The organism is Mesorhizobium sp. ESP-6-4 (assembly GCF_020164735.1).
Taxonomy (GTDB): Bacteria; Pseudomonadota; Alphaproteobacteria; order Rhizobiales; family Rhizobiaceae; genus Mesorhizobium.
In genome coordinates this window covers 24,669-51,339 of sequence record NZ_JAIUGS010000007.1, presented here as the reverse complement: position 1 = coordinate 51,339, position 26,671 = coordinate 24,669, and the positions used below count along the sequence as shown (strand labels likewise).

The window sequence follows — 26,671 nt, the reverse complement described above, 5'->3', positions numbered from 1 at the left end:
CAGCCACACCAGCGCCCGGGCCTTTCGGCCCAGCGCATCCTGGCAGCAACGTTGCGCGGTCTTTTCTGGTCACGACGCCGATCTACCAAGGCCGATAGCGCCTGCAACCTGGAATTGGACCGAAGATGAACTATGCCACCTTCCCCCTCGACAAGAGGATGCCGTTGCCCAGCACCGATCCGGAAAAGGGTGAAGACTTCATCGATATCGAGCGTCTGCTTGGCATGGCCGCCCGACAGGCCAAGGTGGTGGCGGTCTGCGCCATTATCGGTCTGTGCCTGGGCGTCATCTATCTGCAGACTACGCCCAAGCAGTATACGGCGGTCGCCAGCGTTTTGATTGATGAAGGGCTGAACAAGGTCGTCGACGACATCTCGGCTGCGAGCGCCACGGTGCAAACGGACGCGACGATTCTCAGCCAGATAGAGGTTCTCAACTCGGCGCGGCTGGCGTCTGTGGTGGTCGACAAGCTGAAGCTCGATCAAAACCCGGACTTCATGAGCCCGCCGCAGTCGGCTTTGGCCAAGGGTGTGGGGTTCCTGCGCAGTATTGTCGGCTATTTCCGCGGCAGCTCGGCAAACGAGCTCCCCGGCATCGAGAATGTCGACGCCGCGACGCGCGAAGCCATGATCAAGACCGCGACCCACGACTACGCGGTTCTCATGCTGCAGACCGGGTTGATGGCGGATCGCGTCGGCCGTGCCAATGTGATCAGCATCGGTTATCAGTCGACAGATCCGGCACTCGCCACGGCCATCACCAAGGCCTATGCCGACGCCTATCTGGCCGACCAGCTCAACGCCAGCTTCGACGCCACCGAGCGCGCGGCCTTGTGGCTGCAGGGCCGGCTCACGGAGTTGCGTGAAAGCTCTCAGCGGGCAGCCTTGGCCGTCGAGAAGTTCAGGGCCGAACATGGATTGTCTGCCAACAGCGACGGCCAGCTCCTGAGCGACAAGCAGCTCGCCGATCTCAACGCACAGCTCATCGTCGCTCAGGCGGATACCGCCAGAGCCAGCGCCCGCTATCAGCAATACAAGGCGATCGTCGAAAGCGGTTCCGAAAGCGCCTTCAACGATTCGGCCATCGGCGCCGACCAGCCGAGCAGCTCGGTCATCATCGCGCTCAAGACCCGCTATCTGGCCATTGCCAAGCGCCTGCAGGACGTCGAGACGAATTTCGGCAAGGATCACCCGCAAGCGGTCGCGCTGGCCAAGGAAAAGGCCGATGTCTCGGCGCAGATCTTCGGCCAGTTGAAACAGCTCACCGAAAGCTACCGCAACGATTTCGAGGTGGCGCAGGCGCGCGAAACGGCTTTGCGCGACAAGATTTCCACCGCCGCCGGCAAGAGCTCGATCGACAACCAGTCGCAGGTCAAGCTCAAGGAACTCGACCAGCAGGCACAGGCGCTCACCACGCTCTATCAGACCTTCCTCAGCCGCTATGAGGAAGCTTCGCAGCAGCAATCCTTCCCCGTCGGCAAGGTCCGCATCATTTCCGACGCGACGATGCCGCTCGCGGCTTCCAGCCCGCGCACCTTGCGCGTGCTGGCGCTCTCGCTGGTACTCGGCCTGATGCTTGGCGCCGGCTTCGGCGGCCTCAATGAGTTCAACGAGCGTTTCTTCAGGACGGGCGAGGACGTTCGCGACCGCGTCGGCCTGAAATTCCTCGGCTATCTGCCGACGATCGGCGGCGGCAAGGCCAAGGATACCAAAGCCGACGACCTGCCGGCCGACGGCAAGGTGGCCAGCCTCTCTGCGGCTGAGAGACGGGCGCGCATGCGCGTCAGCATCGACGCCCCGGCTTCGATGTTCGCCGAGACGCTGCGTAACGCCAAGATCGCCTTCGACGTGGTGATGGAAGACCGCAGCAGCCGGGTCATCGGCGTCATTTCGGTGCTGCCTGGAGAAGGCAAGTCGACGGTGGCCGCGAACCTAGCCGGCCTGCTCGCGGCCAACGGTGCCAAGACCTTGCTCATCGACGGCGACCTGCGCAATCCAGGCCTGAGCCGCAGCCTCGGCATGGAGGCCGAGCAGGGCCTGATGGAAGCGGTGGTCAACGGCCAGAGCTGGCAGTCCGTCGGCAAGGTCGATCGCCAGACCAAGCTGGCGATCATTCCCGCCGTGCTGCGCGGCCAGTTTTCGCACACCAGCGAGCTTCTGGGCTCGGCCGGCATGCGGCGCTTCATCGAAAACGCCAAGGAGACGTTCGAATACATCATCGTCGACCTGCCGCCGCTCGGGCCCGTCGTCGACGCCAAGGCCTTCGCGCCGCTGGTCGACGGCTTCGTGCTGGTCACCGAATGGGGCCGCACGCCCCGCAACATGGTGCGCTCGATGCTGGAATCCGAGCCCTATATCGCCAATAAGGTGATCGGCGCGGTGCTCAACAAGGTCGATCTGAAGAAGCTGGCGAAATACGGCTCGCTCGGCGGCTCGGAAAGGTTCTTCGACCGCTATTCGAGCTACTATCTGGAAAAATCGGAGCAGCGTCCCAAGCAGGCCGCCTGAGGCGTGTTCCGTTCGGAAAGACAGAGATCGGGGGCGGTTCAGCCTAGGAGCGTGAACCGTCCTAATCCCTCGAAGACAGCAGCCGGCCGTGTTTGCCGACGATCCTGAGCGCCGTCAGTCGTCCCGTTTGAAAGGCGCCGGTGTCGATGTCGAGCCGGCGTCCGTCGAGTGACGGAACATCCACGATCGTGTGTCCGTGCACCACCCAGCGGTCGAGACGGTGCGCCGCCTGGAAGAACTCCTCGCGGATGTTGAGCAGATCGCCCTCGTCCTGCGCCTCGAGCGCCACGCCGGGACGGATGCCGGCATGCACGAAGACGAAATGCTCGGAGCAGACCATCGCCGGCAGCGTGCGCAGGAAGTCGACATGGCTGGCTGGAATGGCCTCGCGTATGCGCGCATCCGCCTGCTCGCTCGAACCGTAGAGGCTCATCAGCCGGTCAGGGTCAACGCCGTAGGAGAACAGGGTTTCGCGGCCGCCATAGCCGAGCCAGGTTTCGCGCGAGAGATGACCATCCAGATAGAGGAGCAGCGCGACTTCATGATTTCCCACGAGGCAGATGCGCTGGAAGCCCTTCGGCGGCGGCGCCATCAGATGGTCGATCACGCGCCGCGAATGCGGCCCGCGGTCGATATAGTCGCCCAGCATGATGATGATCTTGCGCCCGCTGAAGCGCTGCGCATCGACTTGGATCTTTTGCTCCAGCGCACGCAATTCGTCGTGGCAGCCATGCACGTCGCCGATTGCGTAGACGACCATGTCGCGCATGTCCATGACGAGGCGCTCGCGTGGCGCGGGTCGAGGGCGTCTCGATCGTTGGAAAAGATTCACGGATTGAGGCTCGGCTACTTGCACTGATCTGCGCCTCGATATCATGCCGAATGCAAACAATTCCACACCGGCGCGCGATCGGCAGTCGCGTCGTCAGGCGGGGTTCAACCGATAGCGAAACAGCGTGTGGTCCAAGAGCAGCCGGATGCGCGGCTCGGCCTCGGTCGCGATCAGCCAGCTTACCGCGATCATGGCCGCGTCGACGACATCCTGGATGAGATAGAGTGGATAGGTCATCAGCCCGATCCGCCGCCAGCCGGGCCAGGAAAGGTCGAGGCGCAGCGACAATGCCATCAGCGCGACAGCCGCCAGATAGTGACAGAACATCACCATGACGGCAGCCGGGAATCGCAGTATGTCGACACCGCCGAATGTCGTCTTGTGCTGGGCCATGCCGTGCCTCCGGTATGGCCCCCCTACGCAAACTTTAAAGTTTATTGCTGCGCTGCACAATAAGCGATTGCAGTGCGGTACAAATTGGTAAATTGATCCTTAACGCGGTCGTCTGCCGGCGACTACACCCCGATGCCGCGTCCTTTCAGCGCCGCCGTGATCTCGTCCAGGATCGCCGGATCGTCGATCGTCGCCGGCATGGTCCATTCCTCCTTGTCGGCGATCTTCTGCATCGTGCCGCGCAGGATCTTGCCGGAGCGGGTCTTGGGCAGCCGCTTGATCGTCACCACGGTCTTGAAGGCCGCAACCGGGCCGATCCGCTCGCGCACCAGCCCGACAACCTCACTTTCGATCGTGCCGCTATCGCGCGACACGCCGGCATTGAGCACGACGAAGCCGAGCGGCACCTGGCCCTTCATGGCATCGGCAATGCCGATGACCGCGCATTCGGCGACATCGGGATGAGCCGCCAGCACCTCTTCCATGGCGCCGGTCGAGAGCCGGTGGCCGGCGACGTTGATAATGTCATCGGTGCGGGCCATCACATAGAGGTAGCCGTCCTCGTCCATCATGCCGGCGTCAGCCGTCTTGTAGTAGCCGGGGAACTCTTCGAGGTAAGCCTGGCGGAAACGGGCGTCGGCGTTCCACAGCGTCGGCAGGCAGCCGGCGGGCAGCGGCAGCTTGACCACGACATTGCCGAGCGTGCCGCGCGCCACCTCGTGGCCGGCATCGTCGAGGATGCGAATGTCGTAGCCTGGCATCGGCACGCCGGGCGAGCCGTATTTCACCGGTAACAGCCCGAGCCCCGCCGGATTGGTCGTCATCGGCGAGCCGGTCTCGGTCTGCCACCAATGGTCGATGACGGGACGGTCGAGCTTCTGCTCCGCCCATTTAATCGTTTCGGGGTCGGCGCGCTCGCCGGCAAGGAACAGCGTGCGGAACTTCGACAGGTCGTATTTCGGCACGAACTCGCCCTTGGGATCCTGCCCCTTGATGGCGCGGAACGCGGTCGGCGCGGTGAACAGCGCCACCACGCCGTGCTGCGAGATCACCCGCCAGTAGGTGCCGGCATCCGGCGTGCCGATCGGCTTTCCCTCGAACAGCACGCTCGTGCAGCCATGCAGAAGCGGTCCGTAGACGATATAGGAATGGCCGACCACCCAGCCGACATCGGAAGCCGCCCAGAACACCTCGCCCGGCTTGACGCCGAACTCGTTGTCCATGGTCCATTTCAGCGCGACCATGTGGCCGCCATTGTCGCGCACGATGCCTTTCGGCTGCCCGGTCGTCCCGGAGGTGTAGATGATATAGAGCGGGTCGGTGGCTAAAACCGGCACGCAATCGACATTGGCGCCGGCGGCGCGTTCGCGCGCAACCGCATCGGCATAGTCGAAGTCGTAATTGTCCTTCATCTCGCAGCGCAGCTGCTCGCGCTGCAGGATGAGGCAGGCGTCCGGCTTGTGCTTCGACATCTCGATCGCCTTGTCGAGCAGCGGCTTGTAGGCGACGACGCGGCCTGGCTCCAGGCCGCAGGAGGCGGTGATGATCAGCTTCGGCTTGGCGTCGTCGATGCGGGTGGCGAGCTCGTGCGAGGCGAAGCCGCCGAACACCACCGAGTGCACGGCGCCTAGCCTCGCGCAGGCAAGCATGGCGATAGCGGCTTCCGCCACCATCGGCATGTAGATGATGACGCGGTCGCCCTTGCCGATGCCGCGATGCCTCAGCACCGACGCCAACGCGACCACCTCGCGCTTTAGCTCCGCATAGGTGAATTTCCGCACCGTGCCGGTGATCGCGCTGTCGTGGATCAGCGCCAGCTGGTCGGCGCGGCCGCCCGCCACATGGCGGTCGATTGCGTTATGGCAGGTGTTGCAGGTGGCGCCGGTGAACCAGCGTCCATAGACGCCGGCTTCCGGATCGAAGACCTTTTCGGCCGGCCTATACCAGTCGATCGCCTTCGCCGCCTCGGCCCAGAACCCTATGGGGTCGCTTTTCCAGCCCTCATAGACTTCGTGATAGCGTGAGGCCATCCGCCTTCCTCCCAAGAAACGTTCTGCCGCCCTGCCATAGACTAAGCCGCGCGTGGCGGCCATGTCTTCCTGCATTTTGGTCGACATCGCCGGCAAACGTCTCTGTTCGGCGCCTTCGGTGGAGGCGTCGCCGTCACGGTCCGAGATATCAGCCGGCTTAAAGCGGCAGCGCCGCCAGCATCAGCCCGACGCCGCCGGCGATCAGGATGGCCGCCGCAAGCGCCTTCCGATGGCGCTCGAACGCCGTCGGAGCCCGTTCCCAATTGTAACGCATACAGATCACTCCCCAAAGCCCGGCGGACTCATAGCTTACTTAGGCGAAGCAAGGCAAGACTTCGCTAATATTCCCCCCGCGCCGGGCAGGCCTGCGGCGCCGGTCGTCCCCCCTTCGCCATCCAGGGCGATGGACAGCCTCGCTACGCCGCGCTAATTGCTCTTTCAGCGAAGGGAGCGGGCGCATGGCTGAAATCGGCTCTGGAACGGTGCTGCGCATGGCGGACGATGCGTCCGTGCAGCATGTCGGCGATGGCGCGGTCGTGCTTTTGGCGCGCAGCGGCCAGCTTTACACCTGCAACGACACGACCGAGGCTTTTCTCGACAAGGTGAACGGCGCGCGCAAGCTCGACCAGATCGTCGATCTGCTGTCGGAGGAATTCGAGGTCGACAAGGCAACGCTCGATCAGGATATGGCCGAATTGGCCGCCGAGCTGGTGGCTGAAGGCATCCTCGCTGACCCGGACGCGTGATGGCCGACGGACCGGTCCTGCGCGCCCTGTTCCGCGTCCATTTGTGGCTCAGCGCCCGGCTGATGCCGGTGCTGGTCGGCCGGCGCGATTTCGAAAGCGTGTTGAAACTGGCGCCGCTGCAGTCGCCCGCACCCTATCGGGACTTGCCCTGGACCTACATCGTCCATCGCGTCAAGCGGACGGTGCGACGCCCCTGGCTGATGCGCGACCGCAGATGCCTTCGCGAAGGTCTGCTCGGCTTCCGCTTTCTGCGCATGGCCGGTCTTAAACCAGAGCTGCGTTTCGGCGTCGACGCCAGGTCGATGCACGAGCCTCGCCTGTCGGCGCATTGCTGGGTCTGCCTCGACGGCAAGCCGGTGGTCAGCGACAGCCAGCCCGGCATGGTGGAGATCTACCGCCACCCCGCCAGCATGAAGGCGCCAGCCGCTTGAGCGAGCAGACTTTCCGCTATGATCTCAACGGCCAGGTCATAGGCATCACCGCCGCGCGTGCCGATCTGTGGCCGAGCTTCGACCTGATGCTCGGCGACCTGCGTGTGAACGAGCCTGTCCAGCCCGGTTTTCGCGTCAACATTGTCGAAACGCTTGAGTTGCACGAGAACCCCGAAGGAAAGCTGGCTTTCGACGGCGACGTGCCGCTGGACGGCCATTGCCGCATGATCGATGCCGGAAGCGTCTTCCATCTCGTCTTTCCGGGCCAGCAGGCGCTATCGATCCACGACGGCGAGGGCCGGGCCGAAATCCGTCTTCATCCCGACAGCAAGATCAAGTGGACTTTGCTGATGATGGTGCTGGATGCAGCACTCGATGCGGACGGCCAGCATATGCTCCACACCGCCGGTCTCACCTTGCCTGAAAAGGACGGCCTCGTTCTCATCCATGCACCAAGCGGTACGGGCAAGTCGACGACGTCGCTGGCGCTTGCTTCGCGGGGCTTCGGCCTCTGCTCGGACGACGTGATGATCCTCAACGCAAGCCCGCAGGGCATCACGGCCTGGGGCATGCCGCGCAAGGTGAAGGTCCACCGCAACACGGCGGCGATGCTGCCCTTCGTCTCGCCTTGCCTGGGCGAGAAGTGGGACGCCGAGGGCGAGCAATCCGTTTCGCTGGACCGCCTCGGCGAAATCATCCGAGTCGAGGATGTGCGCGCCAGGCCCGTCACAGCGCTCCTGCACCTTGCACGCTCGGCAGACGCCGAGACCCGGCTGCTGCCGATGGCCAGGACAGACGCCATGGTGGCTTTGGCAACCGACAATGTAAGGACCGGCATGACCGGCCTGCTGTCGCTGCAGAAAAGGCGCATGGCGACGATCGCGACGCTGGTGAAGGCGGTGCCGACCTTCACGCTGGAAGTCGGGGCAAGGCCGGCCGAGGCGGCGGAGTTGATCCAGGCTGCGCTGCCAAGTTGACGCGTGCTCAGTCCTTCGCGCCGAAACGCCGGATATCGAAGGATGGCTGCTCTCGATCGCGGTGGCGGGGTTTTGACTGCCAACGCAAGAACAGCCGGGACAGTTTGTTGTAGACCAGATGCACGACGCGCGCGTCGGCGCAGTCGAATTCCACAAGTCCCCGTCGGCATTTCGCGGCTTCGCCGCTGGGTGGTCCCAGGCGGCGGATCGGCTGAGCGAGCCGGACCGGTCTGCCATTGATCAGGACACTGACCGGAACACTCGACCCGACGATCCGGCATAGCCGCGCGACATGCTCGCTTGAAAATTGTTTGCCGACGATAAACGGGCCGCGCTCGATGCGCGCCCAGACATAGGCCCCATCCGGCTGGGGCATTCCGGCAAGCCTGCCCCTGCAAAACTCAGGCGCAACATCCGTCGCGAGCACAGCCATTGCGTTGGCCAGGGTCTGGTTCACCGTTGCGGCCGAACGCCAATCCTCTGCTGCAAAGCTAACCTGGGCCAGGATATCGCCCGCATCGAAGCCGGATGTCATCTTGTGCAAGGTCACGCCGCCATGGGCTTCGTGCATCTGGTCGATAATTAGCCGGTGCATTGGATGCGGGCCGCGATAGTGCGGCAGAAGCGCGGGATGCAGGTTGAGGCCGCCCTTCGGAAACAGCTCCAGCACGGTTTGCGGGATCAGTTTGCTGTATCCGAAACAGATCAAAAGATCGGCGCGGGCCGCGCTGAGCCGCGGCCCAAGCGCATCCCAGTCATGGGGCGGGCTGAATTCGATCAATGGGGGCATGGCGTGGCCGAGATGAGACCTCAACGCAAAACGTCGCCGCAGGCGACGGCGCAGGGCACTGAAGCTGAAGCGCTTGCCGGCAAGTGGGCCCGGCACGACCACGGCAGCAACGCGATGGCCGTTATCTGCCCAGCGCGCAAGCATGGGCGCAGTGACGGACGAAATCTCGGTGATGAATACGGCCGAGAGCGGGTTCTCCATACCGAGCTCAGACTGGATACGGTCGCGGCCGCGCCAGCCGCTGCACCCAGCGGAAGGCATCGCGACTGAGGCGCGAGCGCAGTTTCTCGCGGGAATTGACCCGAAGCAGCATGTTGCCGGTGATCAGCCATTTCGCCAACCGTATCGAGAGGTCCGGCTTGATGCGGTCGGCAAGCTCGATCGCGCGCGGCGCGCCGAACAGGCGTCCGGTGACGTTGAGGACCGTGGCCAGCTCGAGCTCGATGCCGGTCATGCGGGCGGCATCGAGCAGCCGCGCTTCCTCTTGAGGCGATTTCAGCGCCCGCACGCCTTGCAGCACGTCGACGCAGAGCTGCAGGCGGTGGAACTTGTGGCCGCCGGCGGCATGCACGATGGCGATGGTGAGCAGCGCGGCCGGCGTGTCGGTTTCGCCGCCGTCGATCGCCTGCAACTCGCGGAAGCCAAACGACAGGCGTCTGCGCATGCCGGTGTCGTGCACCAGATTGCCATGCAATTCGATCAGCAGGCTGGAGTTCTCTTTCTCCAGCCATTTGAATTCCTGCAGTTCATGCGATTTGGCCTCGTCGCTGCCGAGCTCGAAGCCGCATTCGCCGATGGTCTTGTTGGCCGCCTCGATGCTGGCGGGGTCGACGAGAATGTCGATGTCGGTGAAGGGACGGTCTGCAACCTGACTATAGAGCTTGCGCGCGAACACCGGCCCCTTGACGATCCGGGCCGGCACGCCCTTTGCCGCCAGCGCTTTCATGATGCGGTCGCCATGGTATTGCAGCAGCATCGATTGGCCGGTCGCCATCGTCGCCTCGTCGCGCAACTCCGACAGTCTCCGCTGCAGGGTTGCGTCCTGCGGCAGTCGGGCGTCACCGATCTCCCTGAGTTTGCGCAGCATGATCGGCAGCACGCCGTGAAACTCCGCATTGGCGAGCAGCGCCAGCAGGGTTGCTGCCGCAAGGCCATCGCCAATGGCGGCCGATGCCTCTGGGTCGGCGAAGGTCAGCAGCAGTTTTTCATCGGCAGGCGCAAGAGAAGGCAGCATCAACCCGGACGGCGTTCGAATGATAGCAACAAGCCCATGCTTGCAGAAAAGCACACTGGAAACCAGTGCGCGGCGGCAAAGCCGGCTTGTGAGTTTGACTTTCCGCGCGGATCGTCCATTCTGTGGATTGATCCGGAGGGTGTTGGAAATGACGAAGAAGAAATATGAGGCGCCTTTGCTGCGCAAGGCTGGAAAACTCTCCAGCGTGGTGGCCGTGGCGTCAAAGACGCTTTGAGGCGTCGGGCTTCGGTTTTGGCTGAAGCCGGCTACATCCCCCAGCGCAGCGCTGCTGTGAGTACCGGCGCGTCCCAAAGTGCTGACGTTTCGTCGTCCAGCATGGTTAGCGTGATCGAGCATCCCGCCATGTCGAGCGACGTCACATAGGACCCGACGAGCGAGCGGACCACCGTCACGCCCTGCCTCTCGAACACCCTGCGGGCGCTGTTGTACATCAGATAGAGCTCCATGGAGGGCGTGCCGCCGAAGCCGTTGACGAACAGCAGCGCCGGCCCTTTGGCGCGATCGCCGAAGTCGCCGGCAAGCGCGGCGCAAACCTCCTCGGCGATGGCGTCGGCGCTCTTCAGCTTGTCTCGCCGCCGGCCGGGCTCGCCATGGATGCCGACGCCGAATTCCATCTCGCCGTCGCCGATCTCGAAGGTCGGCTTGCCAGCGGCTGGCACCGTGCCGCTGGTCAGCGCCACGCCCATTGAGCGCGTCGCGGCGTTGACGCGGTCGCCCAGCGCCTTGAGGTCGGGCAGCGGCATGCCTTGCTCGGCGGCGGCGCCGACGATCTTTTCCACCACCAGCGTGCCGGCCACCCCGCGCCGTCCGGTCGTGTAGGACGAGTTCTCGACCGCGACGTCGTCATTGGTCACCACCTGCAGCACGCCGTCCGCCATCTCGGCCGCCATGTCGAAATTCATCACATCGCCTTCGTAGTTCTTGACGATGAACAGGCAGCCGGCGCCGGTATCGACAGCCTCGACGGCGGCCAGCATCTGGTCCGGCGTGGGCGAGGTGAAGACCTGGCCGGGGCAGGCGGCGTCCAGCATGCCGTGGCCGACGAAGCCGCCATGCAGCGGCTCGTGGCCGGAGCCGCCGCCCGAGATCAGCGCGACCTTGCCGGGTTTCAACGCCCTGCGGCGGATGAATTTGCGGTCGTCGCCAAGCACGAGGATGTCGGCATGAGCCGTCGCAAAGCCATCGAGGCTTTCGGCCAGGACCGTGTCCACCGAATTGATAAATTTTTTCATGGCAGTCCTCCCGACTGTCTTTAGTTTACGCAATCCCGAACGGAAAACCGCTACAGACTTTCCGGGAATTGCTATGCTTTAGCCGCTGCCCTTGCCGGCGATGCTGGTTATTTTCTGGATGAATTCGTTGATCGCCCGGTCGAGCGCGGCGTTCTGCCTGTCGTCGCCGAAATCCGGCACGATGAGCGAGACATGGCGTGTCCTGCGCAGACCGGGGGCCGCCGGAACCTTTCCGGGATGCGCCTGGTGATAAGCGGCCATGAACTGGTCGCGCTCGGCCTGGCTGAAATGGCAGACCGAAAAGATCGACGGCAGATGCTTTGACGGGATCGGGATCGAATAGGCCGGACTGGAGATCTGGGTGACGAAACTGCGGTGCTTGCCGAGCGCGTCGGCAAGACGCTGGCGCATGCCCGACGGACGCTGGTCGATCACCTGCGACAGGATCGTCTTATAGGCGCGGATCGCCTCCTCCGAGCCTGTTTCCGATATCTTCTCGGTCCTGGCCATGCCGCGTCTACACTGGAACATCCGCGATGGCCGCCTTGGCCATGGCGAGTTGCGCAGGGGCGACCGACAGGTCGCGCAAACCCGCCTCGAGCAGGGCCGGGATGGCTGCCGGATCGCCGCCGGCATCGCCGCATAGGCTGACCGGAATATCTCTCTCCCGTCCGAAGGCCGTGATCGCAGCGATCAGCCGCAGCACCGCCGGGTTGCGGACGGCGTTGAGATGCGCGACCGCCGCATTGTCCCGCGCCGCCGCCATCACATATTGCGTCAGGTCGTTGGAGCCGATCGAGAAGAAGGCGACATCGGCGAAATCCTCCGGCGTAAGCGCGACGGACGGCACCTCGACCATGATGCCGAGTGGCGGAAGCCGGTGCGCGACGCCCTGCGCGGCAAGCGCGGCTTGTTCTTCCGCGAACAGCGCGGCGGCGTGGCTGTACTCCTCGGGCGTGGCGATCATCGGGAACATCACCTTCAGATTGCCGTGGATGGCGGCCCGCAGCAATGCCCGTATCTGCACGCGAAAAATGTCGCGCCGCTTGAGCGAAAGCCTTATGCCGCGCAGGCCGAGAAACGGGTTGGCCTCCTCGACGGTGAAACCCGGCACCGGCTTGTCGCCGCCGGCATCGACGGTGCGGATGGTCACCGGCTTGTCGCCTGCCCATTCCAGCACCTTGCGATACGCACGGTATTGCGTCTCCTCGTCCGGCAACGTCTTGCCGAACAGGAACTCCGTGCGCATCAGGCCGACGCCGTCGCAGCTTTCGATTTCGATGCCATCAACGTCGGAAGGGTAGGCGATGTTGACCTGGACGCGCACGGGGGTGCCGGCCTTGGTCACCGCCGGCTCCGTCAGGAATGTCCGCGCAGCGCCCTGGCGGTCGGCGAAGGTGCAGGCGGACTGCCGGAAGGCTTCGATCTCGGCCGGCGAGGGCGAAAAGACGATTCCGCCGCGTTCGGCATCGAGCAGCGCGACACCGGTGCGCGTTTCAGCCTCGTCGCCGAGACCGACGACCATCGGCACGCCGCGCGAACGCGCCAGCATAGCGACATGGCTGGCGGTGCTGCCGCGCTTGAGCGCGATGCCGCCGCCCTTGCTCCAGTCGGTTTCGAGGAAGCGCGTCGGCGCGATGTCGTCGCCATAAAGGATCGCGCCCGGCGGTGTCGCGGCCTCGCTCTCTTCGCTCAACGCCCGCAGCACCTGGTCGCGGATGTCGCGCAAATCCGCGGCGCGGGCACGGAAATAGTCCTGGTCCGACGCTTCATAGCCGGCGATCTCGCTGTCCAGCGCCGCGCGCCAGGCGGCGTCCGCCGGCTGTCCGGAACCGATCGCCGACAAGGCCGGACCGCTCAGCGCGTCGTCCTCCAGCATGGCGATGTGGAATTCGAGAATGCCGGCGGCGTCACCATTGGCGGTTTCGATCAACGCCGCCAGCCGGCCGACGGCCTTGCCGATTGCGCTCACCAATGCGGCTTGTTCTTCCTCGGCGCTCCCCTTGGCCTTGTAGCTGGCCGGAGGCTGGTCGAGGTCGAACAGCGGGCCTTCGGCGTAGCCGGGTGAGGCGGGGATACCCTCAACCCGCATGGCTCGCATTCCTTGCGGGCCTGGCGACGTTCAGATCGGTCTCAAGCGGACCGGGCATGATCCGCGTCCTCGTCGAAGTCACGCTGCACCAGATCGACCAGCGCCTTCACCGCCTGGGTCGCGCCATCGCCCTTGGCGCGGATATGCAGCATGGTCCCTTTCGGCGCCTTGGCCGCCATCACCTTGACGATGCTCTTGGCGTCGAACCAGGGGCCGTTGGCCGCCACCGCCACTTCCACCTCGGCCGCGAACGACTTGGCAAGCTTGGTGAACTTCACCGAAGGGCGCGCGTGCAGTCCCACCGCGTGGGTTATCAGGACCGTTGCTTCGGCGGATGCGGACATTCAGTCGGTTCCCGTTCGTTCACGACGGCGACAATTCATGCGCCGTCGCCACCACTTCCTTGAGTGAGGCGCCGCCGGAGGATTCGGTCGCCGCCATCACCGCGCCTTCGACGATCGGCGCGTTGCAGACGACTATTCTGTGGGAGCGGGGCTCGCCGATCATTTCGACCGCCATCTCCGAGTTGGTCTCGGCGCCGCCGAGATCGACCAGTATGGCGACGCCCGCGTCCGACCAGGCCTTGTCGATCGCGCCCATGATCGCCTCGACGCTGGTGCCGAGCCCGCCATGGCCGTTTCCGCCGCACCATGCAAGCGGCACTTCGTCGCCCACCATCTGGCGCACCATGTCGGCCGTGCCCTCGGCGACCAGGGGCGAATGCGACACGATGACGATACCGACATTGCTCATCAATTGCCCTCTATCGCTTCCGCGACTGCGCGCACCAGCAGCGCGGTCGAGCGCGCCCCGGCGTCCATATGCCCGATCGAGCGTTCTCCCAGGAAGGAGGCGCGCCCGCGCAGGGCCTTCATTGGCACCGTGGCCTCTGCGGCCTTGTCGGCGGCGTCGGCGATCTCGCTTGCCGTCTTGCCTTGCGCCAATGCCTCATACACCGGCGCCAGCACATCGAGCATGGTTTTTTGGCCAACTTGAGATTTACCCCGCGCGGCAACCGCCTCGATCGCCTTGCCGAGTGCCGCGGATAAGCCACTTCGATCGGGTGCTCCCGGCAATTCCTTGCCGAGCGCCATGAACAGCGTGCCGAAGAGAGGCCCGGAAGCGCCGCCCACGGTCATCACCAGCTTGGTGCCGACAGCCTTCAGCGCCTCGGGCAGCGGTTTTGCCGCGAAGGCGTCGGCTTCGGTGCGCACCGCCTCGAAGCCGCGCTTCATGTTCAGCCCATGATCGCCGTCGCCGATCGCCTGGTCGAGCGCGGTCAACTCTTCGGCATGTGCCGCGATCGTGTCGGCGGCCGCCGCGATCAATCGGGAGAAATCGGCTGGCGCCATTTCCTGTCCTTCATGCCGGGGCGAACAGCGCCGCCACGGCGGCGAAAACCTCGGCGACCGCGAAGGCGCCGGGATCCGCTGTGTCAAGCTGCCTGCCGATATAGGCGGAACGCCCGGCCTTCGCCTTCTGCATCGCCGCGGTTGCCTCGGCGCCTTGCCGCGCCGCTTCTGCTGCCGCTTCCAGCCCGCTTGCATCAAGCGCCCGCAGTGCGGGCTCCAGCGCATCGACCATGGTGCGGTCGCCGGCCTTGGCGCCGCCGTAGAAAGTCATGCGGTCGAGCCCGGCGAGCAGCGCCTTGGGTAGAGTTGCGCCGAAACGCAAAGTCTGTGCGGCGGCCGTGAAGAAGATCGACAACAGCACGCCGCTGGAGCCGCCCATCGAGGTGCCCAGCGTATCGCCGATTGCGGCAAATGTCGCGGCCTTGTCGGCGAGCGGCAGCGTGTCGATGCGCTCGAGAATGCTGCGCGCGCCCATCGCCACGGTCGAGCCGGTGTCGCCGTCGCCTGCCTTCGCGTCGAGCCCGTTGAGCGGCTCTTCGAGCGCGATCAGCTTTTGGCAGGCAGCTTTGATCAGCCGCTCGGCGGCTGCATCGCGGCTGGCGGGCTTTGTGGCTGGGCTGGCGGCAGGCTTGGCCATCGCGATAACGACCGGCTGACGAACCGGCTTTGCCGGCAGCCAGGCAGGCGGCCCGACGGTTGCCAGCAGCGCTGCCTCGCGTTCCGCATCCAGCTTGATCAGCGACAACGAAAAGCCGTTCATGTTGAGCGCGGTCATCAGGTGCCCAGGCCCGATCGTCAGCGCCACCGCCTTTGCCAGCGACGAAGACAGCACGGCATTCGCGATCAGTGACATTTCGAGCGGCGGCACCGATCCCAGATTGTTGACCAGCAGGGCGTAGCGGCTGCCTGCATCGAGCCGCGCGGCGAGGCGCTCGGCCATGATGGCGACGAGCGAGCTGGCGCTCTGCAGCGCGATGCGCTCGACGCCCGGCTCGCCATGAATGCCGAGGCCGAGCTCGCCGTCTTCGGCGCCGAAGCGCTCCTCATGCGCCTGTCCGGGGATCGAGCAGGAGGAAAGCGAGATGCCGAGCGAAACGATATCCTTGGCCGCCGCCCGCGCCGCCGCGGCAACCGACGCCAGGTCGTGACCGGCTTCCGACAGGTGACCGGCGATCTTGTGCACGAACAGCGTGCCGGCGACGCCTCGCGGCTGCGCGATATCGGGCAGGGCGATGTCGTCGCTGACGATCACCATCTCGACCGCAAGCCCCTCGGCGCGCGCCTTCTCCGCGGCCAGTCCGAAATTAAGCCGGTCGCCGGTGTAGTTCTTGACGATCAGCAGGCAGCCGGCGGGACCGGTCGTGGCGCGGATCGCCGCCAGCACCGCCTCGACGCTGGGCGAAGCGAAGATCTCGCCGGAGACGGCCGCCGTCAGCATGCCCGCGCCGACGAAGCCGGCATGCGAGGGTTCATGCCCCGCGCCGCCGCCCGAAACGATCGCCACCTTCGACTTGTCCCAGTCGGCGCGCAGCACGACCTTGATCTCGGGATAGCCGTCGAGGCGGGCCAGCGCGCCCGATCCCGCCGTGGCGAGGAAGCCGTCCAGCGCCTCGGTGACGATCGTGTCCTTGCGGTTGAAAAAGTGCTTCATGAATTTTGTCCAGTCCGTATCTGCGGTCGTCAATCGGTTTGCAAATTTATGCGCGAGCCGGCTACATCAATCTTTGCCCGTCCGAGCCGAAATAGAGCGGCGCCAGGTAGCGGATCGTCACCTTATCCCCTTTGGCTAAAGGCGTTTCCGGATCGGTGAGCGTCACCAGCTTCTTCGGCCCCACCGTCACATGCAGGTGGTTCTGGTCGCCGAGATGCTCGACCCAGTCGACGACCCCGTCGGCATGGCCGTTCATCGCCTTCTCGATCGCGAGATGCTCGGTGCGCGCGCCGATCGTCGTCGTTCCGGTCGGCGCGCCGCCGTCGGGCAGCAGCCCGACCGGCAAGAGGTTGATCGCCGGCTGGCCAAGGCGCGCCGCCACATGAAGATTAGCCGGCTCAGAATAGATCGCGCGCGGCGTGCCGATCTGCACCAGCATGCCGTCGGCGAGAATGCCGATGCGGTCGGCCATGGTCATCGCCTCGATCTGGTCGTGCGTGACATAGAGCATGGTGGCGCCGAGCTCGGACTGGATGCGCTTCAGCTCGAGCCTGAGATCGGCGCGCAGCTTGGCGTCGAGCGAGGACAGCGGCTCGTCCATCAGGTAGATCGCGGGCTTGCGCACCAGGGCACGGCCGATGGCGACTCGCTGCATCTCGCCGCCGGACAGTTTCGTCGAGCGGTTGTCGAGCTTGTGGTCGATGCGCACCATGCGCGCCACGTCCTCGACGCGTCGCCGCACAGCCTCTTCCGGAAACCGCCGCGCCGGCGAGCGCAGCGGGAAGGCGAGATTGTCGAACACCGAAAGATGCGGATAGAGCGAATATTGCTGGAAGACGAAGGCGGTGTCGCGTTCGGCTGGCGACAGCGCCGTCGCGTCATGTCCGCCGATGTGGATCGTGCCGCTGTCCGGCCGTTCCAGCCCGGCGATCAGCCTCAGCGTCGTCGTCTTGCCGGCGCCGGTCGGCCCGAGCAGCACGACGAATTCGCCGTCCTTGATCACGAGGTCGAGATCGTTGATCGCGACGGTGTCGCCAAAACTCTTGGTCACGCCCTGGATGTGAACGTCAGCCATGGCGCGCCTCCGCTGCCTGATCATGCATGGCGGTCCGGACCGCTCGTCCGGAGCCTTTCTCGAATAGCGACAGCCGCGCGCTGCTCAGCGTCAGCCCGACCTGTTCGCCGGGGCTGAGATGGATGCCCGCCGGCACGCGCGCCTTGATGATGCCGTCGGCCGTCTCGACAGCGACGATCTGCGTGGTGCCGAGATATTCGGTGCCGTAGATCGCGCCGCGCAGCTTCGAGCCGTCGTCGAAGCGGATGTGCTCAGGCCGGATGCCGAGCGCCATGTCGGCAGGCGCTATATCCTCGCGCACCTCCGGCACCGCCACCCTGGCGCCCTGCACGACGATCTCCTTCGCGCCCCTGGCGAGCCCGCCGCCGAATTTCAGGAAATTCATCGGCGGCGAGCCGATGAAATCGGCGACGAACATGGTCGCCGGCCGGTCGTAAATCTCGCGCGGCGTGCCGAACTGCTCGATGACGCCATGGTTCATCACCGCTATCTTGTCGGCCATCGACATCGCTTCCATCTGGTCGTGCGTGACATAGACCGTCGTGGCATGGATGCGGTTGTGCAGCTCGCGCAGCTCATGCACCATCAGGTCGCGGAACTCGGTATCGAGGGTGCCGAGTGGCTCGTCCATGAGAAAACATTTCGGCCGCCGCACGATGGCGCGGCCGAGCGCGACGCGCTGCCGGTCGCCGCCGGCAAGGCCGGAAACGGACTTGTCGAGCAGATGGTCGATGCGCAGTAGCTTTGCTGTCTCCTCGACGCGGCTTCGGATTTCGGCCGAGGGCATGCCCTGCGCCAGCAGCGGGAAGCCGATATTTTTGCGCACATTCATGTGCGGGTAGAGCGCGAAGAGCTGGAAGACGAAGGCGATGTCGCGCTCGCGCGCCCGGCGCATGGTGACGTCCTCGCCGCCGAGCAGGATCTTGCCGCCGGTCGGCAATTCAAGGCCGGCGATCATGCGAAGCGTCGTCGTCTTGCCGCAGCCGGATGGCCCGAGCATGACGAAGAACTCGCCGTCCTCGACAACGAAATTGGAATCCTGCACGGCGACGAATGCGCCGAAGGCCTTCCTCAGGTTCTGAACGCGGATCTCGGCCATCTTTATTCCGGGAATTTCGAGACGATGATGAACATCACCGTGCCAGTGAGCATGGTGATGAAGGAATAGGTGTAGAGCGACAGCGCGAAAGGCTGGAACAGCATCAGGAAGCCGATCGCGATGATCGTGGTCGCGATGTTTTCCATCAGGCCGCGCCTTGCCCATCGCGGCCAAGAGGAGTGCTTGGAGGCAACAGAGCGGTTCATGCGTTCCTCCCTTCCTTCTCGTTCAAGGGGAGAGATGGTTGCCAGGTGGTTCCCCCACTCCGTCGCTGCTTCGCAGCGCCACCTCTCCCCCCTCCGGAGGGAGAGGAAGGGAGCCTGGCTGAATGAAGTTCGCGCCCTTCCTCTACCCCGTCGATCGGGGGAGAGGTGTCGAGCGAAGCTCGACGGAGTGGGGGTCGACTTATTCCCACACTAGTCATTTGCGCACCGCGCCGAAGGTGATGCCGCGCAAGAGTTGCTTGCGGAGCAGGATGGTGAAGACGAGGATCGGCACCAGGAAGATGGTCGTGCCGGCGGCAACCGCCGGCCAGTCCTGGCCGCCCTCGCCGATGATGGTCGGGATGAAGGGCGGCGCGGTCTGCGCCGTGCCGGAAGTGAGCAGCGCTGCGAACGCATATTCGTTCCAGGCAAAGATCAGGCAGAAGATGGCGGTCGCGGCAATGCCGGTCGTCGCCTGCGGCAGCACGGTGCGCCAGAAGGCCTGCAGCCTAGTGTAGCCGTCGATCATCGCGGCCTCTTCATATTCGCGCGGGATCTCGTCGATGAAGCCCTTCAAGAGCCACACAGCCAGCGAGACATTGACCGCGGTGTAGAGCAGGATCATGCCGAGCGCGGTGTCGGAGAGGCCGAGCTCGCGGTACATCAGATAGATCGGGATCGCCACCGCGATCGGCGGCATGAAGCGCGTCGACAGGATGAAGAACAGAAGGTCGTCGGCCAGAGGCACCTTGAAGCGCGAGAAACCATAGGCCGAGAGCGTGCCTAGGAACACCGCGCAGAAGGTCGAGCCGAAGGCGATGATCAGCGAGTTGACGAAGCGCGGCAGGAAGTTCGACGGCCCGGCGATCACCATGTTGCGCTTGCGCACCGTCTCGTCGCAGAAGCCGGTCGCCGGTCCGAGCGAATTGATATATTCCGGCGTTTGCCGGGTCCGGGTGGTGAACAGATTGCAATAGCCCTCGATGCTCGGCTGGAAGACGATCTTGGGCGGATAGGCGATCGAATCCGGCGGCGTCTTGAAGCTGGTGGCGAAGATCCACAGCAGCGGCACGATCGAGATCAGCGCATAGGCTATGATGATCGTGCCGGCGATCAGCTTCGCGTTGGACGAGGGCGCGACGACGGAATGGGCGGTGGTCAGGCTCATCTCTGCTTCACCTTGTTGAGCGCCTTGACGTAGATGTTGGCCAGCCCGAACACCGCGACGAACAGAATGATGGCGAAGGCCGAGGAATAGCCGGTGCGCCAGCTCTCGAAAGCCTGCCGCTTCAGCGTGATCGAGGCGACTTCCGTGGTCGAGCCGGGTCCGCCGCCGGTGAGCAGGTTGACCATGTCGAACATCTTGAAGTTCTCGATGCCGCGGAACAGCACCGCCAGCATGATGAAGGGCAGCGCCATCGGCAGCGTGATCGACCAGAACTGCCGCCAGTTCGAGGCGCGGTCGACCTCGGCCGCCTCATAGATGTATTCGGGGATGGAGCGCAGGCCGGCGAGGCAGATCAGCATCACGTAAGGCGTCCACATCCAGGTGTCGACTATGATGATCGCCCACGGCGCCAGCTCGACATTGGACAGCATCTGCACATTCGTCGGCGGAATGCCGGTGACGAATGAGACGACATAGGAAAACAGCCCGATCTGCGGCTCGTAGAGGAAGCGCCAGAAATTGCCGACCACCGCCGGCGACAGCATCATCGGCACCAGGATGATGGTGGTCCAGAAGGCGTGGCCGCGGAATTTTCGGTCGATCAGCCAGGCCAACGTGAAGCCGATGACGGTCTGCAAGAGGATCGTCCAGAACACGAAATGCGCCGTCGTCTGCATGGCGATCCAGATGTCCTGATCGCCGAGGATGCGCCGGTAATTGGCGAGCCCCAGATTCTTCACCACCTCGTTCGGCCGGTTGGCGCGGAAATTGGTGAAGGAGAGATAGATCGCCCAGAACAGCGGGAAGATGTTGATGGCCAACAGCAAAAGGATCGTCGGCGAGATGAACAGCCAGGCGAGGCCCTTGTCGCTGATGCCCCGGATCTTCTTGGCCAACGGCTCCGGTGTGGCCCGGGCAACGTTGTCCGCAGTCCGATCGAGCATGGTAAGTCCTGCTTCGGTCACGGGTAAGTCTCGACTGTGGAATTTATCTGAACTGCGTCCCGTGCCAAGGGCGGCACGGGACGCTGCGGTTGGGCTCGGGAGGAGCCTTACATCTTGCCGTCGTCCTGGAAGACCTGCGTCCAGTCCTTGACCAGGCCGTCCAGCGCGTCCTTGGCCGAGCCCTGGCCGGCCACGACATAGTCGTGGAAGCGCTTCTGCGAGGCCTGCAGCAGCGGCGCGTAGCTAGGTTCCGCCCAGAAGTCCTTCACGATCGCCATGGAGTCGAGGAAGGCCTGCGCGTAAGGCTGGCTGGACGGGAATTTCGGGTCCTTGACCACCGAGTTCAAGCAGGAATAGCCGCCGAGCGACCACCATTTGCCCTGCACGTCCTTGTTGGCGAACCACTTGATGTATTTCAGCGCCGATTCCTGCTTGTCGGAATAGGAGACCACCGAAATGCCCTGGCCGCCGAGCTGCGCGAACTGGTCGCCGTCGGGACCCTTCGGATTGACGAAGTAACCGATCTTGTCGCCGCCGACATTCTCGTCCTTCTGCAGACCGGGCCAGGTGAAGGCGAAGTTCATATGCATCGCCACCTGTCCGGATTTGAAGGCGTCCACACCCTCGCCCATGTAGCTGTTGGAAGCGCCGGGCGGCGTGCAGCAGTCATAGAGCGCCTTGTAGAATTCCAGCCCCTTCACCGATTTCTCGGAGTTGACGAAGCCCTCCATCTCGTAGGGCTTCTTCGGGTTCTCATATTGGAAGCCGTAGCTGTAGAGCACGTCCATGGCGCCCATGGTGATGCCTTCGGAGCCGCGCTCGGTGTAGATCGAGGCGCCATAGACGGTCTTGCCGTCGATCTGCCGCTTCTGGAAGAATTCGGCGATCTGCTTCAACTGGTCGAAGGTGGTCGGCGGGGCGAGGTCCCAGCCATACTTCTCCTTGAATTCCTTCTGCAGCTCGGGCCGCGAGAACCAATCCTTGCGATAGGTCCAGCCGACGACGTCGCCCATGGCCGGCAGCGCCCAGTAGTTCGGCGTGTTCTTCGGCCATTCCGAATAGCCGACCACGGTCGCCGGCACGAAGTCGTCCATGCTGATCTTCTCCTTGTCGAAGAAGTCGTTCAGCTTGACGTAGTGGCCGTTCTCGGCGGCGCCGCCGATCCACTGGCTGTCACCGATGATCAGGTCGCAGAGCTTGCCGTGCGAGTTGAGCTCGTTGAGGAAGCGGTCGGCGTAATTGGTCCATGGCACGAACTCGAATTTCATGCCGATGCCGGTTTCCTTGGTGAAGTCCTTGGACAGTTCCACGAGCGCGTTGGCCGGATCCCAGGCCGCCCAGCACAGCGTCAGGTCTTCCGCATGCGCGACGTTCGAGACGGCTGTCGACGCGAAGATCGCCGAGGCCAGTCCCAACGCCAGTTTCAAGGTCGATTTCATGCCTTACCTCCCATTTGCGAAACGCGTCCGGATGACGGTTTCAAGAGCCCTCAACCCTCGCTCCTCCGAGGGGCCCAAACACGGCGGCGAATGCACTGCCCGATGTTTAGTAATTTGTTTAGTGATGCGCTTTTTACTAAACAACGCAAGCGAATTCGTTGCTGCGCCGCAGCATGGCGAAATGCGTCATTGAAATCATTGGGAAATGATCGCCGGATCTGGGTCCTGCTGACGTCAGCTGGCCGCGTTGGCGGGGCCCGGACCTGTCGTCACACCGGCCGGATCGGCGGAGCCGGCGGCAGGAGCGCACGTATGTCGGCGAAGGGGAAGGTCGGCTCGAAGCGGAAAGCCTCGGCCAGCGCGCCGGGTGCGCCGTTGCACTGTCCGGCGCGAAACTCGTTCTGGAGGCGCGCCCTGTGCACATAGTGCTCCGGACCCTGCGACTGGTGCGCGAGGATCGCTTTCGCCTTGATGTCCCAATGATGCGAAATCTCGACATAATGCGTCGGCGAAAAGCCTGTGCCGCCGAGCGTATCGGCATGCAGCACCGGCACCGCGAAGGATGCGGCGAGCCGCACGCCGTAGGACAAGGCGCGGTGGTCGCCGTGATAATCGGAGGGCGCATGGGTGATAGCGAGGTCGGGCTTCACCTCGCCGATCAGTGCCTTCAGCGCCGCAATGAACGCGGCATCGGCGACGAGCTGCCCGTCGGGAAAGTCGAGGAAGCGCGGCTCGACGCCGAGCAGGCCTGCCGCCGTGGTCGCTTCCTTGCGCCGCAAGCGGGCAAGCGCCTTGGGGTCGCCCGTGCTGCCCCTGGCGCCGTCCGTGGCTATGGCGAAAGTCAGTTCTGCGCCTTGCGCGGCATAGGCGGCCAGCGTACCGAACATGAATATCTCGATATCGTCGGGATGTGCCCCCAGCGCCAGTATCTTCACGTCTCTCTCCCGGAAATGGAATCGTGCCGAACGGAATCCTGCTCGCTCTTCTCGCTTATGCAAACTATTCGTTCAGCGACGCCGTCATCAAGGGTCTGGGCGGGCAGTTCACCGTCTTCGAGATCGGCTTCTTCATGACCTTGTTTGCCGGCTGTTTCCTCTTCTTCACCCGGCCGAAGGAGGAGCGCTGGCGCGATTTCTGGCGCACCGGGCGGCCCTGGGCCGTACAGGCACGCGCCTCGGCCGGCATCGCCTCGGGCGTGCTCAGCGTCTATGCCTTCACCACCATTCCGCTGGCGGAGGTTTACGCGCTGCTCTTCCTCGCCCCGTTGCTCGTCACCGTGCTTTCGACCGTCATCCTGAAGGAGGAGGTCGGCCCCTGGCGGTGGCTTGCCGTGATCGCCGGCTTCGCCGGTGTCATGCTGGTGGTGCGGCCGGGCTTCCGCGAATTGCATCTTGGCCATCTCGCCGCCTTCGCCAATGCCTTCGTCGCGGCAACCATCGTCATCCTGATGCGCTCGCTTGCCCAGCAGGAAAAGCGCACGACCATGTTGGGGTCGCTGATCGGCTATGGCCTGCTCTTCAACGGGGTTGGCGCGGTCGCGACGTCATTTACGTTCCCCAATCTGTGGCAATTGGGCTGGCTGGTCCTGGGTGGCCTGTTCACCGCCGGCGGCCAATTGCTGCATCTCCTGGCGGCCAAATACGCGCCAGCAAACCGCATCGCCCCGACGCATTATTCGCAGATCGTCTGGGCGGTCATCCTCGGCGCGATGTTCTTCAGGGAATATCCCGACGCGATGACGCTGGTCGGCCTTGCAGTCGTCGGCGCCTCGGGCCTCCTCACCATGGTGCGCGAGGAAGTGCGGCTTGGCACCGTGCGCTGGAATCCGTTTACGCGTGCCCGGCTTTAACCGGCATGGGCCCGACACATTGCACGGCGACCGCGACCGCTGATATGCGGGTAAAATGACGACGAACCCGTTGCCGGAGCTTCCGGTCACAGCCGTGCTGCCGGCGCTCGGCGAAGCGCTCTCGCGGCGCAGCAGCGCCGTGCTGGTGGCGCCGCCGGGCGCCGGCAAGACGACGCTGGTGCCGCTGGCGCTGCTCGACGCGCCTTGGCTCGGTGAGGGCCGGATCGTGCTGCTCGAGCCGCGGCGGCTCGCCGCCCGCGCCGCCGCCCGCCGCATGGCCGAATTGCTGGGCGAGGAGCCCGGCGGCACGGTGGGCTACGCCATGCGCATGGAGAACCGCGCCTCGGCGCGGACAAGGATCCTGGTCGTCACCGAAGGCGTGCTCTCGCGCATGATTCTCGACGATCCGGAGCTGCCCGGCGTCTCGGCGGTGATCTTCGACGAATTCCACGAGCGTTCGCTCGACGGTGATTTCGGTCTGGCGCTGGCGCTCGACGTGCAGGGCGCGCTGCGGCCGGACCTGCGTCTGCTGGTCATGTCGGCGACGCTCGACGGCGCGCGCGTGGCGAAGCTTTTGTCGGAGGCGCCGGTGATCGAAAGCGAGGGCCGCGCCTATCCGGTCGAGATCCGCTACGACGAGCGGCCGGCAGGCACGGCGATCGAGGACGCCATGGCCAGGGCAGTGCGCGCGGCTTTGGCCGGCGAGCCGGGCAGCGTGCTTGCCTTCCTGCCCGGACAGCGCGAGATCGAGCGCACCGCCGAGCGGCTCGCGGGCAATGTCGCGGCCGACACCGACATCGTTCCGCTCTATGGCCAGCTCGACAACAGGGCGCAGGACGCGGCGATCAGGCCGGCGCCGGCCGGCCGCCGCAAGGTGGTGCTGGCGACCTCGATCGCCGAGACCTCGATCACCATCGACGGCGTGCGCGTCGTCATCGATTCCGGCCTGTCGCGGCTGCCGCGCTATGAGCCGGCGAACGGCCTGACCAGGCTTGAGACGGTGCGCGTCAGCAAGGCCTCGGCCGACCAGCGCGCCGGCCGCGCCGGCCGCACTCAAGCCGGCGTGGCGGTGCGCCTGTGGCGGGCCGAGCAGAACGCGTCGCTTCCCGCCTTCACGCCGCCCGAAATCCTCGAGGCCGACCTGTCCGGATTGCTGCTGGACTGCGCCGCCTTCGGTGTCGCCGATCCGTTGAGCCTTTCGTTCCTCGATCCGCCGCCGGCGCCCGCTCTCAACGAGGCGAGGGTGCTGCTCAAGGCGCTGCATGCCATCGACGATGCCGGCAGGTTGACTGAGGCGGGCGCCGCCATGCGCAAGCTGGCGCTGCCGGTGCGCCTGGCGCATATGGTGGCCGAAGCGGCGAAGAGCGGCCACGCGCTCGAAGCGGCGACACTTGCCGTGCTTTTGACCGAGCGTGGGCTGGGCGGCGACAGCGCCGATCTGGAGCGGCGTCTGCTCCGGTTTCGTGGCGAGAAATCCCCTCGCGCCAATGCCGCCAGGCAGCTCGCCGAGCGTTTGGCCAGGCAGGCCGGTGGCGAGCAGAGCGGCGAGGCGGCCTCTGGAGGCGCCCTTCTGATCCACGCGTGGCCGGATCGCGTGGCAAGGGCGCGCGGCGAGCGCGGCCGCTTCGTGCTCGCCAATGGTTCGGGCGCCATGGTCGATGCCGCCGATCCGCTCGCCAATGAAACCTGGCTTGTGGTCGCCGACCTGCAGGGCAAGGCGCAGAACGCCCGCATCACCGCCGCCGCGCCGGTCGGCGAATCCGATATCCGCACCGCCCTGGCCGACCGCATCGAGACAAAGCGTGAGACGAGTTTCGACCGCGAGCGCCGCACGGTGCGTGCGCGCGAGACCGCGCGTCTCGGCGCCATCACGCTTTCCGAACGCATGCTGCCCGCGCCGTCCGGCGCCGATGCAGACCGCGCCATTATCGACGCCTTGCGCGAGCACGGCCTGGCTCTGCTCGACTGGGGCAAGGAAGCGGAGGCGCTGCGCCAGCGGCTCGGCTGGCTGCATCGCGGCCTGGGGGCGCCTTGGCCCGACGTTTCCGATGAAGCGCTCATCGAGGGCCTCGACGATTGGCTCCTGCCGTTTCTCTCCGGCGATGCATCTTTCGCAGCCATCAAGCCCGCGACTTTGTCGTCGGCGCTGATGGCGCTGGTCCCGCATGACCTGCAGCGCAAGGTCGACGCGCTGGCGCCGACCCATTTCGACGCGCCGTCCGGCAGCCACGTGCCGATCCGCTATGACGGCGAGTGGCCGGTGCTTTCGATCCGCGTGCAGGAACTGTTCGGCCTCGACCGTCATCCGGCGATCGCAAACGGAACCGTTCCGCTGACGCTCGAATTGCTGTCGCCGGCACACCGCCCGATCCAGACGACGCGCGATCTCCCCGGCTTCTGGCGCGGCTCCTGGGCGGATGTGCGCGCCGATATGCGCGGTCGCTATCCAAAGCATGTCTGGCCGGAAAATCCGCTGCTGGCCGCCGCCACCAGCCGCGCCAAACCGCGCGGAACGTAATGCATGTCGCCCAAAAGTGCGCAGCGGTTTTGGGACAACGACATGCATCAGGCAAAGACGATGCTCTATCGTTTCCGCTCCTGCGGCT

General features: G+C 64.9%; 25 protein-coding genes. 6 read left to right on the top strand and 19 right to left on the bottom strand.

The features are described 5' to 3' along the window. Positions 1-125 precede the first annotated feature (125 nt). Complete coding sequence (locus LB523_RS15345) at positions 126-2,507, top strand: polysaccharide biosynthesis tyrosine autokinase (RefSeq protein WP_224603940.1); 2,382 nt, start codon at positions 126-128, stop codon at positions 2,505-2,507. A 61-nt stretch (positions 2,508-2,568) separates the two neighbouring features. On the opposite strand, the gene LB523_RS15340 is transcribed toward LB523_RS15345, so the two are convergent. The 3 genes from LB523_RS15340 to LB523_RS15330 form a co-directional block, all read right to left on the bottom strand. Continuing rightward, positions 2,569-3,282, bottom strand: coding sequence for a metallophosphoesterase (locus LB523_RS15340; RefSeq protein WP_224603914.1), 714 nt, complete (start codon positions 3,280-3,282; stop codon positions 2,569-2,571). Between the two features lie 150 nt (positions 3,283-3,432). Continuing rightward, a complete protein-coding gene (locus tag LB523_RS15335) occupies positions 3,433-3,732 on the bottom strand; it encodes a hypothetical protein (RefSeq protein WP_224603911.1) in 300 nt (99 codons plus the stop codon). A gap of 122 nt (positions 3,733-3,854) precedes the next feature. Continuing rightward, positions 3,855-5,762, bottom strand: a complete 1,908-nt coding sequence (locus LB523_RS15330; RefSeq protein WP_224603899.1) for a propionyl-CoA synthetase — start codon at positions 5,760-5,762, stop codon at positions 3,855-3,857. Between the two features lie 458 nt (positions 5,763-6,220). Between LB523_RS15330 and LB523_RS15325 the strand changes: the two genes are divergently transcribed. From LB523_RS15325 to LB523_RS15315, 3 genes are read left to right on the top strand one after another with little or no spacing between them, the layout of a single operon-like run. Then, positions 6,221-6,508 (top strand): PqqD family protein, encoded by a 288-nt coding sequence (locus LB523_RS15325; protein WP_224603896.1) that lies wholly within the window; start codon positions 6,221-6,223, stop codon positions 6,506-6,508. Beyond that, entirely contained in the window at positions 6,508-6,939 is a 432-nt protein-coding gene (locus LB523_RS15320) for a lasso peptide biosynthesis B2 protein (protein ID WP_140845630.1), read from the top strand. Before LB523_RS15325 ends, LB523_RS15320 begins: the two co-directional genes overlap by 1 nt. Beyond that, on the top strand, positions 6,936-7,916 hold the full coding sequence (locus tag LB523_RS15315) for a serine kinase (protein WP_224603893.1): 981 nt from the start codon (positions 6,936-6,938) through the stop codon (positions 7,914-7,916). Before LB523_RS15320 ends, LB523_RS15315 begins: the two co-directional genes overlap by 4 nt. A gap of 7 nt (positions 7,917-7,923) precedes the next feature. Here LB523_RS15315 and LB523_RS15310 read toward each other — a convergent pair whose 3' ends face one another. The 16 genes from LB523_RS15310 to LB523_RS15235 form a co-directional block, all read right to left on the bottom strand. After that, complete coding sequence (locus tag LB523_RS15310) at positions 7,924-8,907, bottom strand: formyltransferase family protein (protein ID WP_224603890.1); 984 nt, start codon at positions 8,905-8,907, stop codon at positions 7,924-7,926. Between the two features lie 7 nt (positions 8,908-8,914). Continuing rightward, positions 8,915-9,940: a nucleotidyltransferase family protein gene (locus tag LB523_RS15305; RefSeq protein ID WP_224603887.1), complete on the bottom strand. Its 1,026-nt coding sequence runs from the start codon at positions 9,938-9,940 to the stop codon at positions 8,915-8,917. Between the two features lie 266 nt (positions 9,941-10,206). Beyond that, entirely contained in the window at positions 10,207-11,193 is a 987-nt protein-coding gene (gene dhaK / locus LB523_RS15300; protein WP_224603884.1) for a dihydroxyacetone kinase subunit DhaK, read from the bottom strand. Positions 11,194-11,271: 78 nt separating this feature from the next. Continuing rightward, complete coding sequence (locus LB523_RS15295) at positions 11,272-11,724, bottom strand: hypothetical protein (protein ID WP_224603871.1); 453 nt, start codon at positions 11,722-11,724, stop codon at positions 11,272-11,274. Next, entirely contained in the window at positions 11,711-13,285 is a 1,575-nt protein-coding gene (gene ptsP / locus LB523_RS15290; protein ID WP_224603867.1) for a phosphoenolpyruvate--protein phosphotransferase, read from the bottom strand. Before ptsP ends, LB523_RS15295 begins: the two co-directional genes overlap by 14 nt. Before the next feature lie 41 nt (positions 13,286-13,326). Then, on the bottom strand, positions 13,327-13,629 hold the full coding sequence (locus LB523_RS15285) for an HPr family phosphocarrier protein (protein ID WP_095766133.1): 303 nt from the start codon (positions 13,627-13,629) through the stop codon (positions 13,327-13,329). Positions 13,630-13,648: 19 nt separating this feature from the next. Continuing rightward, positions 13,649-14,038, bottom strand: a complete 390-nt coding sequence (gene dhaM / locus LB523_RS15280; RefSeq protein WP_040988688.1) for a dihydroxyacetone kinase phosphoryl donor subunit DhaM — start codon at positions 14,036-14,038, stop codon at positions 13,649-13,651. Then, positions 14,038-14,637: a dihydroxyacetone kinase subunit DhaL gene (dhaL, locus tag LB523_RS15275; protein WP_224603864.1), complete on the bottom strand. Its 600-nt coding sequence runs from the start codon at positions 14,635-14,637 to the stop codon at positions 14,038-14,040. The genes dhaM and dhaL overlap by 1 nt, the downstream gene beginning before the upstream one ends. 10 nt (positions 14,638-14,647) lie before the next feature. Continuing rightward, the gene (locus tag LB523_RS15270) at positions 14,648-16,288 is read right to left on the bottom strand and encodes a dihydroxyacetone kinase subunit DhaK (RefSeq protein WP_224603861.1); all 1,641 of its coding nucleotides are present in this window, start codon (positions 16,286-16,288) and stop codon (positions 14,648-14,650) included. A gap of 61 nt (positions 16,289-16,349) precedes the next feature. Continuing rightward, on the bottom strand, positions 16,350-17,363 hold the full coding sequence (locus LB523_RS15265) for an ABC transporter ATP-binding protein (protein ID WP_224603858.1): 1,014 nt from the start codon (positions 17,361-17,363) through the stop codon (positions 16,350-16,352). Next, positions 17,356-18,462 carry an ABC transporter ATP-binding protein gene (locus LB523_RS15260; protein WP_224603855.1) on the bottom strand — a complete coding sequence of 369 codons (1,107 nt, stop codon included), beginning with the start codon at positions 18,460-18,462 and terminating at the stop codon, positions 17,356-17,358. Before LB523_RS15260 ends, LB523_RS15265 begins: the two co-directional genes overlap by 8 nt. Positions 18,463-18,464: 2 nt before the next feature. Continuing rightward, on the bottom strand, positions 18,465-18,668 hold the full coding sequence (locus LB523_RS15255; RefSeq protein ID WP_224603852.1) for a hypothetical protein: 204 nt from the start codon (positions 18,666-18,668) through the stop codon (positions 18,465-18,467). Between the two features lie 214 nt (positions 18,669-18,882). Continuing rightward, the gene (locus LB523_RS15250) at positions 18,883-19,833 is read right to left on the bottom strand and encodes a carbohydrate ABC transporter permease (protein ID WP_041001244.1); all 951 of its coding nucleotides are present in this window, start codon (positions 19,831-19,833) and stop codon (positions 18,883-18,885) included. Continuing rightward, positions 19,830-20,777, bottom strand: coding sequence for a carbohydrate ABC transporter permease (locus tag LB523_RS15245; RefSeq protein WP_140846721.1), 948 nt, complete (start codon positions 20,775-20,777; stop codon positions 19,830-19,832). The genes LB523_RS15250 and LB523_RS15245 overlap by 4 nt, the downstream gene beginning before the upstream one ends. 107 nt (positions 20,778-20,884) lie before the next feature. Next, complete coding sequence (locus LB523_RS15240) at positions 20,885-22,216, bottom strand: ABC transporter substrate-binding protein (RefSeq protein ID WP_224603848.1); 1,332 nt, start codon at positions 22,214-22,216, stop codon at positions 20,885-20,887. A 269-nt stretch (positions 22,217-22,485) separates the two neighbouring features. After that, positions 22,486-23,151 carry a PIG-L deacetylase family protein gene (locus tag LB523_RS15235; protein ID WP_224603845.1) on the bottom strand — a complete coding sequence of 222 codons (666 nt, stop codon included), beginning with the start codon at positions 23,149-23,151 and terminating at the stop codon, positions 22,486-22,488. A gap of 23 nt (positions 23,152-23,174) precedes the next feature. Here LB523_RS15235 and LB523_RS15230 point away from each other — a divergent pair, with 23 nt between their 5' ends. Further along, positions 23,175-24,065: a DMT family transporter gene (locus LB523_RS15230; RefSeq protein ID WP_224603841.1), complete on the top strand. Its 891-nt coding sequence runs from the start codon at positions 23,175-23,177 to the stop codon at positions 24,063-24,065. Positions 24,066-24,120: 55 nt separating this feature from the next. Beyond that, on the top strand, positions 24,121-26,583 hold the full coding sequence (gene hrpB, locus LB523_RS15225) for an ATP-dependent helicase HrpB (protein ID WP_224603839.1): 2,463 nt from the start codon (positions 24,121-24,123) through the stop codon (positions 26,581-26,583). Positions 26,584-26,671 lie beyond the last annotated feature (88 nt).

What these genes read in the sequence shown, in the direction of transcription:
- LB523_RS15345 (WP_224603940.1), top strand. Translation starts at nt 126, where the DNA reads ATGAACTATGCCACCTTCCCCCTCGACAAGAGGATGCCGTTGCCCAGC.
- LB523_RS15340 (WP_224603914.1), bottom strand. Translation starts at nt 3,282, where the DNA reads ATGGACATGCGCGACATGGTCGTCTACGCAATCGGCGACGTGCATGGC.
- LB523_RS15335 (WP_224603911.1), bottom strand. Translation starts at nt 3,732, where the DNA reads ATGGCCCAGCACAAGACGACATTCGGCGGTGTCGACATACTGCGATTC.
- LB523_RS15330 (WP_224603899.1), bottom strand. Translation starts at nt 5,762, where the DNA reads ATGGCCTCACGCTATCACGAAGTCTATGAGGGCTGGAAAAGCGACCCC.
- LB523_RS15325 (WP_224603896.1), top strand. Translation starts at nt 6,221, where the DNA reads ATGGCTGAAATCGGCTCTGGAACGGTGCTGCGCATGGCGGACGATGCG.
- LB523_RS15320 (WP_140845630.1), top strand. Translation starts at nt 6,508, where the DNA reads ATGGCCGACGGACCGGTCCTGCGCGCCCTGTTCCGCGTCCATTTGTGG.
- LB523_RS15310 (WP_224603890.1), bottom strand. Translation starts at nt 8,907, where the DNA reads ATGGAGAACCCGCTCTCGGCCGTATTCATCACCGAGATTTCGTCCGTC.
- LB523_RS15305 (WP_224603887.1), bottom strand. Translation starts at nt 9,940, where the DNA reads ATGCTGCCTTCTCTTGCGCCTGCCGATGAAAAACTGCTGCTGACCTTC.
- dhaK (WP_224603884.1), bottom strand. Translation starts at nt 11,193, where the DNA reads ATGAAAAAATTTATCAATTCGGTGGACACGGTCCTGGCCGAAAGCCTC.
- LB523_RS15295 (WP_224603871.1), bottom strand. Translation starts at nt 11,724, where the DNA reads ATGTTCCAGTGTAGACGCGGCATGGCCAGGACCGAGAAGATATCGGAA.
- ptsP (WP_224603867.1), bottom strand. Translation starts at nt 13,285, where the DNA reads ATGCGGGTTGAGGGTATCCCCGCCTCACCCGGCTACGCCGAAGGCCCG.
- LB523_RS15285 (WP_095766133.1), bottom strand. Translation starts at nt 13,629, where the DNA reads ATGTCCGCATCCGCCGAAGCAACGGTCCTGATAACCCACGCGGTGGGA.
- dhaM (WP_040988688.1), bottom strand. Translation starts at nt 14,038, where the DNA reads ATGAGCAATGTCGGTATCGTCATCGTGTCGCATTCGCCCCTGGTCGCC.
- dhaL (WP_224603864.1), bottom strand. Translation starts at nt 14,637, where the DNA reads ATGGCGCCAGCCGATTTCTCCCGATTGATCGCGGCGGCCGCCGACACG.
- LB523_RS15270 (WP_224603861.1), bottom strand. Translation starts at nt 16,288, where the DNA reads ATGAAGCACTTTTTCAACCGCAAGGACACGATCGTCACCGAGGCGCTG.
- LB523_RS15265 (WP_224603858.1), bottom strand. Translation starts at nt 17,363, where the DNA reads ATGGCTGACGTTCACATCCAGGGCGTGACCAAGAGTTTTGGCGACACC.
- LB523_RS15260 (WP_224603855.1), bottom strand. Translation starts at nt 18,462, where the DNA reads ATGGCCGAGATCCGCGTTCAGAACCTGAGGAAGGCCTTCGGCGCATTC.
- LB523_RS15255 (WP_224603852.1), bottom strand. Translation starts at nt 18,668, where the DNA reads ATGAACCGCTCTGTTGCCTCCAAGCACTCCTCTTGGCCGCGATGGGCA.
- LB523_RS15250 (WP_041001244.1), bottom strand. Translation starts at nt 19,833, where the DNA reads ATGAGCCTGACCACCGCCCATTCCGTCGTCGCGCCCTCGTCCAACGCG.
- LB523_RS15245 (WP_140846721.1), bottom strand. Translation starts at nt 20,777, where the DNA reads ATGCTCGATCGGACTGCGGACAACGTTGCCCGGGCCACACCGGAGCCG.
- LB523_RS15240 (WP_224603848.1), bottom strand. Translation starts at nt 22,216, where the DNA reads ATGAAATCGACCTTGAAACTGGCGTTGGGACTGGCCTCGGCGATCTTC.
- hrpB (WP_224603839.1), top strand. Translation starts at nt 24,121, where the DNA reads ATGACGACGAACCCGTTGCCGGAGCTTCCGGTCACAGCCGTGCTGCCG.